Genomic DNA, 6,965 nt, shown 5'->3' with positions numbered 1-6,965 from the left:
TTAAAGCATTCAGAGCTCAGTTTAGAGGTGTAAGAGATATTGATTTCTTTTTATACAGATTGACTAAGCTTTATGCCTAAACACAACTTTTGAGATTGATCCTTTAAAAACGCTATTTATTACAGCAAAGCATTGGATACCATCATCATCTATGAACAAGAAGAAAGTGAACTGACAATCTATTCTATTTATCAAAGAGATCACCATGTCAAACAACTCGATGCAATAATAGATGCATGCTGTACAGCAGAGACGCAGACTATCAATTTTGCATTTAGCCCTGAGGCAGAACAAGCTACTTATAGTCTATATAAAGAAGATGACGATATTACACTCATGGTGACAAAAGAGCTAATAGACTTATTCTCTGATCAGAAGACTATGGTAGCTTCACTATCCCATACATAAATGCTGAATATTCAGAGTTCAATAAAAAAGGCAGTACGAAAACTTATCTTACTGCCTTTCTGTTTTATTTATACTTTACTGCAAGAACATCTTGTGCTTGTAAGATAGCCATCGCATTCATCTCTTTCAATCCATGAAGGTGAACATATCGCAATACTTCTGATAAGAAGTTCATGCTTGTCTGTATAGCTTCTTCTATCGTACGCCCCTTCGTTAGCTGTGCAGAGAGTGTTCCCGTAAACAAATCGCCTGTTCCCACTACTTCTACAGGTATATTATCAGCATAAAAATGAGTCAACTTACCTTGATTAATCAAGATGACTTCTACTTGGTGATTTACATTCTCTTTCATTTCGGCTGTAGTCAAAACAATGATTTTAGAAGATAATACCTCATCCGCCTGTACAGCTGTTATCAGTTCTTGCTCATTCGTTATACGCTTTCCTAAAAGGTATTCTAATTCAAAGTGATTAGGTGTCAAGATATCACTTAGCGATAATAATCGTTCTTTTGAATAATCTGCCTGTTCTTTGGGGATATACAGCCCATCTGTACGTGTATCACCAAATACAGGATCATAGATATAAGTAATACTATGCTGTGCTTTTAGCTGCTTTATGAACTTTGCCGTAGCATCTATTATCTCTTTGCTCTTTAAGTATCCACTTACAACATACTGTGTAAGCTGTGCAGTGTTAATTTCTAATACTCCACGTGCCAGTTTATCGAATAATTCTTTTGGCACTGCTTCTCCATAATAAACAGGCTTGTCTGTGTGACTTGATAAAAGAATGGTAGGCATCGCTACGCAATTAATTCCGTGAAGCTGTATAGCAAAACTGGCTGAGTTATTCCCCACATACCCTGTAGATACAGTACTCTGTATGGATATAATATGAGGTTCTATTGTATTATTTGTCATGATAATGAAATGAGAAAACAATTCTATACTCTTGCTTATTTACTTCTATAAGACAAGGAGAATATACAACTGTACTTCTTAAATTATTTCTTGCAAAAATACAACTATAATCAGCAAGCGACATAGTCCAGTTTAAAGAAAATTAATTAAACCCAGAATAAGTGATAGATAGATAAACGAAAAGTAATTATACAAAACAACTCTGAATTAGTGATACAAGTATACTATAGTATGGTTGTAGAGCTAATGAAAGAGATATGAAGTAGAATTGCTTTGTAATACTTGGCTAACGCTTATTCTGGGTTAAAATAATACCAATAAAAAAAGCAGACTATAGTCTGCTTGATTCTATCTTATGGTATAAGGCGTTCTGCTTTTAACTGTTCAAATAATGCTATGAAAGAGTCTTTTGTCGGTTTAAAAGCAGTAAAACTATTTCTTGGTAATAAATAATGTATATGGTATAGATGAATCCCAATTTGTAATTTCAATATCCTTAGAGTTTCTGGAAGTTCCTTTTAGATCAGCTCCAAATGGTTTATTCTCTGTATTTTGTGTCCTATTCAAATGTATGCTTATCAAATCGCCCGCTTTACAACTATAAACAACTGATGGAAAATTAATAAGAACTGATGACCCATCAATATGTGGTAAAACAGCACTGTGATCCCCTCCAGAAACAAAATTCCAAGTATTACCATTATCACTACTACTCACAATTCTCATTCCGAAATAAACTCCAGTTTTATTATCATCACTAGCCAGAAACATACTTACAAATCCTGAAAACAGATAATATCCATCGTATTTAATCCTAAATGTATTCGGAAGATTCCCCTGCTCAATACCAAGGTTATTAACTGTTGCATCCTTAATATTTATTGGAAGAACTACAGTTTTTAAAGTATTATAATCAGCTATCCCATTTGGGATATAGAATGCTTCTGATTTCCTTACTATAAAAACCTCTGTTTCAATTGCTTCTTCCGTTTTTGTAAAAACTGTTCCCTTATCATCAATATATAATTTACGCTCACCAACATTATCAAATTCACTAATCTCCCTCATTTTTACTTTACCATTTACATCGAGTTTTTCTAGTGGCAACTCAGTACCTATTCCAAGATTTTGCGTATAACCAACTAAACTAAAAAAAAACAAGTAAACTATTAATATTTTATCTTTCATAGCTATAGTTTTAATATTATAATAGTATATGGGCTAATCTTATTTGTAGCCCCTAAAGTAAATGACTCCATTGTTGAAAATCCTGTTAAATTTCCATTATTATCTTTTACTCTTGCTAATTTCATACGTACAAGATCACCTGCGTTATGTTTTACAATGCCACTAGGCAAAAGAATAACTGCATTTCTAAAAACACCTGCAACAAGCATTTTTGAAAAATGTATACCAGAAACAACATTCCAGCTTGTTCCATTATCTTGACTTACTTCTATTTTTGCAATAATATCAAAAAAAGGATTCGTTGTTGACGATATTGGTTGCATATATAAATTAAGAAATGCATTATACTCATAATATCCTTCAGTAGCAATCCTTAAATTATACGTATTTTCAGGTTGTGTTATCCCCAGATTATTATTCTCTGTCTTAGCAAAATCAATAGGAATAATAATATCCTTTCCAGAATTATATTCACTACCTAAAGTATTCACTGGCAATGATTGTCTAGCTACATTAGTATAAACTTGTGTCATTAATACTGCATCTTCTTTTTTTCCTATTAAACCATCTTGTCTAATATACAACGATCGTAATCCTTCTGCTTTGCTCTCTTTAACATCTCTCAATCTAATTTTCCCCTGTACATCTAACATTTCTGTTGGTACATCTAAACCTACTCCCATTTTTTGTGAGTAGATTATGGGTATTGAAAAAAAGAAAGTTAATAAAACGCCTATATACCTCATGCTTCTTAATATTTTAATTTTGTTACATTTTACTAATTATCAAATTATAAGTTTTTAACCCATTATCATTAAAAAGCTCAAAAGCAGTCACTTCATCACCTTGTGGCAAACCACTACCACTACCACTAGCAGATCTAACAATAAATATTCGAACTAAATCACCTTTTTTATGTTCATAAACAATAGAAGGTATCACCAAATTTCTAATCTCTCCATTATATGAAGAACCAGTAGATGACTGATTTATTTTCTTGATTTTATGTAAACTAAGAGACCTTGTTTCCCAATTTTGTCCATTATCACTACTTGTTTCTAAACCAGTAAATACCCATACTCCATCCTTCTCTGTATTAACTTTGCTACGTATATTTACTGATGTTTTATAATTATAAAACCCAGGAGTATTTATTTTTAACGCATCACCGACATGACTTAGCCCAAGATTATTTACAATAACATCATTTACATTTATAGGAACATGAATTCTTTTTCTAGAATTAAACTCAACACTTCCTCCTAATGGGGGAGCATTATTCAATCCTTGCGCTGAAAAAACTTGAGATTGTACTTCTTTAAATACTTTTATCCCTAAAACCCCTTCATTATTTATAAACAAAGGCTTTAAACTTTCATCATTCAAATAATCTGTATTTCTAATACGCATCGTACCATTTACATCCACCATCTCTGTAGGAACCTCTACTTCTACACCTATCTGAGCAAACATCAGTGAATTCATTAACATAAAAAAAAACAAAAAAACACCTCTTATCATAACAAAATAAATTTAACTGATAAATTAACATAATATTTAAAAAATCAAACATTGTAGATAAAAAAAACAGACTGTAGTCTGCTTGATTCTATCTTATGGTATAAGGCGTTCTGCTTTTAACTGTTCAAATAATGCTATGAAAGAGTCTTTTGTCGGTTTAAAAGCAGTAAAACCTAACTTTCTACTCTTAGACATATCAGTAATTACTTCTATTGGACGACCTAAATCAGCATCCGTATGCCAAGGAGAAACTAAGGTATCTAAATCCAAAGCTTGCAGTTTATGCTTCGCTATAATAGTCTGCCATACCTCACTCTTCTGTAACAAAGTTGCTTCTAATGGTCTGATCGTATCCTTATACCCTTCAAAAGGTATGTCAAAATAATTAGCGATCTCTTCCCATAACCACTTCCATCTAAACACATCTCCATTGGTAACATTGAAGGCTTGATTCTTAGCTATATCAGTAGTGGATGCCCATACCAACTGTTTTGCTAATACACTTACATCTGTTACATCTGATACCCCATTCCACTGTGCTTCTGATCCTGGCCACACCATAGGAAGCCCTTCTTCCTTACATATACTCGCATACACAGCAAGTGTAATCCCCATATTCATCAGATTACCTACTGCATGACCTATTAGTGTATGAGGTCTATGCACACTCCAAGTAAAACTATCTCGCTCAGATGCTTTATACACTTCATCTTCTTGAGCGTAATAGAAATTCTCTAAATCTAAACGAGGGTGTTCTTCTCTAACAGGGGTAATGGGCAATATACCAGACTTCACATAAGATTCAAAAGGGCCTAAATAATGTTTTAATCCAGTCACTAAGGCTACGTGCTTTACGCTCTGTTTAGGAGATAACAACTCTAATAAGTTCCTAACTAAAGTAGCATTGACCATGATATTCTCAGCCTCTGTATCCTTACGCATCCATGTGGTAAAGTAAACATGAGTAGGGACTATATCTTGTAAAGCTATAGCTAAACCTTCTTTATCTAATAAATCCGCAGCAATGGGAATGACTCCATCTACTACGCCTTTTGGATTTCGCGCCAATCCATATACTGTCCAATTTTGAGCGATAAGCTCCTTTGCCAAGTTACTACCAGCGATACCACTAACGCCAACTACTAATGCTATGTTCTTCATATTTTATTTCTTTGAATAACAAAGCTAAAGCAAGTAAAACAGCTGTGCATTGACCTAAAACAAGGCTTTCTATTGATCTAAATCAAGTAGTTTACTTCATTTTTTTCTTTATGCGGCTAACCGTTTCTGGAGTCAGTCCAAGATATGAGGCTAAGAGGTGTTGAGGAATACGATTGACTAAATCTGGATAACAAGTAATAATCTGAGCATATTTTTCCTCTGCATTATAGGCTATATTACTCAATATACGCCTATCTTTATTAGCTAAGCTACGTTCATACAGTATTCTGAAGTAGTTACTCATTACTGGCATATCTATCATTAACTGATCATATTGCTCTTTTGAAATTAACAAAAGCTCTACATCTTCGATCGCATCAATATTTAGTACACCTTTTTCACCTGTAAAGAAACTATAGGAATCCGCCATCCACCAGCCTTCCCAACCAATAAAGTTGATGTTTTCTATTCCTCTTTCATCTATCACATAAGACTTCAGTACTCCTTGCACTACAAAAGTCATATACTTGCACACCTCTCCTTCTTGTAGCAAATACTGTCTTTTGCGCAATTTTTTAGAAGTAAAATAGTCTTGTAATCGCACTGCCTCATCTGCAGTTAACTGTACTTTCTCTTGAATGTGTTGAATGAGTATGTCAAACATAATAAGTTATAAAATATCCTATCTACAAAAATAAGCAAATAAAAAGCGAAATGTTTACCTTTAGGTCTTCATTGTAACCTTATGCCAATTATAACTCAACAAAACTTACTTATTCCTTATCCGCAAAAAGTAGCACTATCTATACAGTTTGACTATGCTATCGTGGATATACACAATAGTTTTGACTACTTAGAAGAACTATGGGATGATATTGTTTTGACGATTACAAATGCTTTTAATGATAGAGGAATTACAATCTTAGAAGGCACAACCAATATCAATGAGGATTATACTGTTATCAGCTATGAAGTGGTCACTTTAGTCACACCTCCTTATATAGACTTTTCCTTCGTTTTTGATAATTTGTATGATGTTGACTTACCTAGTGCATTTCTAATAAGTACTCCTAATTATTACGACAAGGAGATAAAAGACATTTTACTACAAACAAAATAGCGATGATAAAACCAATTGATAGTACCGACTTACCCCAGACTTTACAAGTATTAGAAGAAGTAAAACAATCTATGCTCAGCCAAGGTATTGATCAATGGGATGAATCCTATCCTAATAAAGATATTATCTCTAATGACATTCAAAAGAAGCAAGCTTATATCTATACAGAAAACGAACAGATCTTAGCCTATATGGTCTTAAACGAAGAATATGATGTAGAATATAACGACTTACATTGGACCAGCCCTGTTCCATTTATTGTTATCCACCGATTATTTGTCAGTCCTAAGGCACAAGGTAAAGGAATATCCACTAAGATGATTTTATTCGCAGAACAATACGCCAAAGACAACAACTATGCATCTATTCGCTTTGATGCATATACACTAAATACTACTGCTAATGCGGTTTACACTAAAAAAGGATATCAATTAGTAGGTACAGTTCAGTTTAGAAAAGGGGTATTTAATTGTTATGAGAAGACAATATAGTAATCACTAAAAAGTTTATTACGCTCAGAATCAACTTCCATATTTCAAGTACAAACAAAAAAGAGGCTGTCTAAAAAGCCTAAAAAACAAAACCCCGTCTAAAAAAGGCGGGGTTTTTTCATTGTTTGTCCTCAAAAATAATTATCTTCAAGGT

At 33.3% G+C, this 6,965-nt stretch carries 9 protein-coding genes and 1 pseudogene; 4 read left to right on the top strand and 6 right to left on the bottom strand.

Translation table 11 applies throughout. The features are described from left to right. Positions 1-80 (top strand): annotated as a pseudogene (locus GOQ24_RS16850) (transposase); the annotation flags it as partial. A 52-nt stretch (positions 81-132) separates the two neighbouring features. Further along, a complete protein-coding gene (locus tag GOQ24_RS14620) occupies positions 133-408 on the top strand; it encodes a hypothetical protein (RefSeq protein ID WP_243731284.1) in 276 nt (91 codons plus the stop codon). Positions 409-472: 64 nt separating this feature from the next. On the opposite strand, the gene pdxY is transcribed toward GOQ24_RS14620, so the two are convergent. From pdxY to GOQ24_RS14585, 6 genes are all read right to left on the bottom strand, one after another. Beyond that, positions 473-1,330 carry a pyridoxal kinase gene (pdxY, locus tag GOQ24_RS14615; protein WP_160340024.1) on the bottom strand — a complete coding sequence of 286 codons (858 nt, stop codon included), beginning with the start codon at positions 1,328-1,330 and terminating at the stop codon, positions 473-475. 432 nt (positions 1,331-1,762) lie between these two features. After that, positions 1,763-2,518: a hypothetical protein gene (locus GOQ24_RS14605; RefSeq protein ID WP_155093472.1), complete on the bottom strand. Its 756-nt coding sequence runs from the start codon at positions 2,516-2,518 to the stop codon at positions 1,763-1,765. A gap of 2 nt (positions 2,519-2,520) precedes the next feature. Continuing rightward, positions 2,521-3,201 (bottom strand): hypothetical protein, encoded by a 681-nt coding sequence (locus GOQ24_RS14600; RefSeq protein ID WP_155093471.1) that lies wholly within the window; start codon positions 3,199-3,201, stop codon positions 2,521-2,523. An 85-nt stretch (positions 3,202-3,286) separates the two neighbouring features. Beyond that, entirely contained in the window at positions 3,287-4,039 is a 753-nt protein-coding gene (locus GOQ24_RS14595; protein WP_155093470.1) for a hypothetical protein, read from the bottom strand. Between the two features lie 93 nt (positions 4,040-4,132). Then, positions 4,133-5,200 (bottom strand): SDR family oxidoreductase, encoded by a 1,068-nt coding sequence (locus GOQ24_RS14590; protein ID WP_160340023.1) that lies wholly within the window; start codon positions 5,198-5,200, stop codon positions 4,133-4,135. 91 nt (positions 5,201-5,291) lie between these two features. Continuing rightward, on the bottom strand, positions 5,292-5,864 hold the full coding sequence (locus tag GOQ24_RS14585; RefSeq protein ID WP_155093462.1) for a Crp/Fnr family transcriptional regulator: 573 nt from the start codon (positions 5,862-5,864) through the stop codon (positions 5,292-5,294). Between the two features lie 81 nt (positions 5,865-5,945). Here GOQ24_RS14585 and GOQ24_RS14580 point away from each other — a divergent pair, with 81 nt between their 5' ends. Then, positions 5,946-6,320 (top strand): hypothetical protein, encoded by a 375-nt coding sequence (locus GOQ24_RS14580; protein ID WP_155093461.1) that lies wholly within the window; start codon positions 5,946-5,948, stop codon positions 6,318-6,320. A 2-nt stretch (positions 6,321-6,322) separates the two neighbouring features. Continuing rightward, the gene (locus tag GOQ24_RS14575; protein ID WP_155093460.1) at positions 6,323-6,811 is read left to right on the top strand and encodes a GNAT family N-acetyltransferase; all 489 of its coding nucleotides are present in this window, start codon (positions 6,323-6,325) and stop codon (positions 6,809-6,811) included. Positions 6,812-6,965: the final 154 nt, after the last annotated feature.

The sequence above is a fragment of the Myroides sp. LoEW2-1 genome (assembly GCF_009767705.1).
In the GTDB taxonomy this organism is placed as follows: domain Bacteria; phylum Bacteroidota; class Bacteroidia; order Flavobacteriales; family Flavobacteriaceae; genus Flavobacterium; species Flavobacterium album_A.
Note: the sequence above shows the minus strand (reverse complement) of the source record. Positions and strands in the feature narration are given on the sequence as shown.

Coding starts and splice junctions, on each gene's coding strand:
- pdxY (WP_160340024.1), bottom strand. CDS start 1,330: ATGACAAATAATACAATAGAACCTCATATTATATCCATACAGAGTACT.
- GOQ24_RS14605 (WP_155093472.1), bottom strand. CDS start 2,518: ATGAAAGATAAAATATTAATAGTTTACTTGTTTTTTTTTAGTTTAGTT.
- GOQ24_RS14600 (WP_155093471.1), bottom strand. CDS start 3,201: ATGGGAGTAGGTTTAGATGTACCAACAGAAATGTTAGATGTACAGGGG.
- GOQ24_RS14595 (WP_155093470.1), bottom strand. CDS start 4,039: ATGATAAGAGGTGTTTTTTTGTTTTTTTTTATGTTAATGAATTCACTG.
- GOQ24_RS14590 (WP_160340023.1), bottom strand. CDS start 5,200: ATGAAGAACATAGCATTAGTAGTTGGCGTTAGTGGTATCGCTGGTAGT.
- GOQ24_RS14585 (WP_155093462.1), bottom strand. CDS start 5,864: ATGTTTGACATACTCATTCAACACATTCAAGAGAAAGTACAGTTAACT.
- GOQ24_RS14580 (WP_155093461.1), top strand. CDS start 5,946: ATGCCAATTATAACTCAACAAAACTTACTTATTCCTTATCCGCAAAAA.
- GOQ24_RS14575 (WP_155093460.1), top strand. CDS start 6,323: ATGATAAAACCAATTGATAGTACCGACTTACCCCAGACTTTACAAGTA.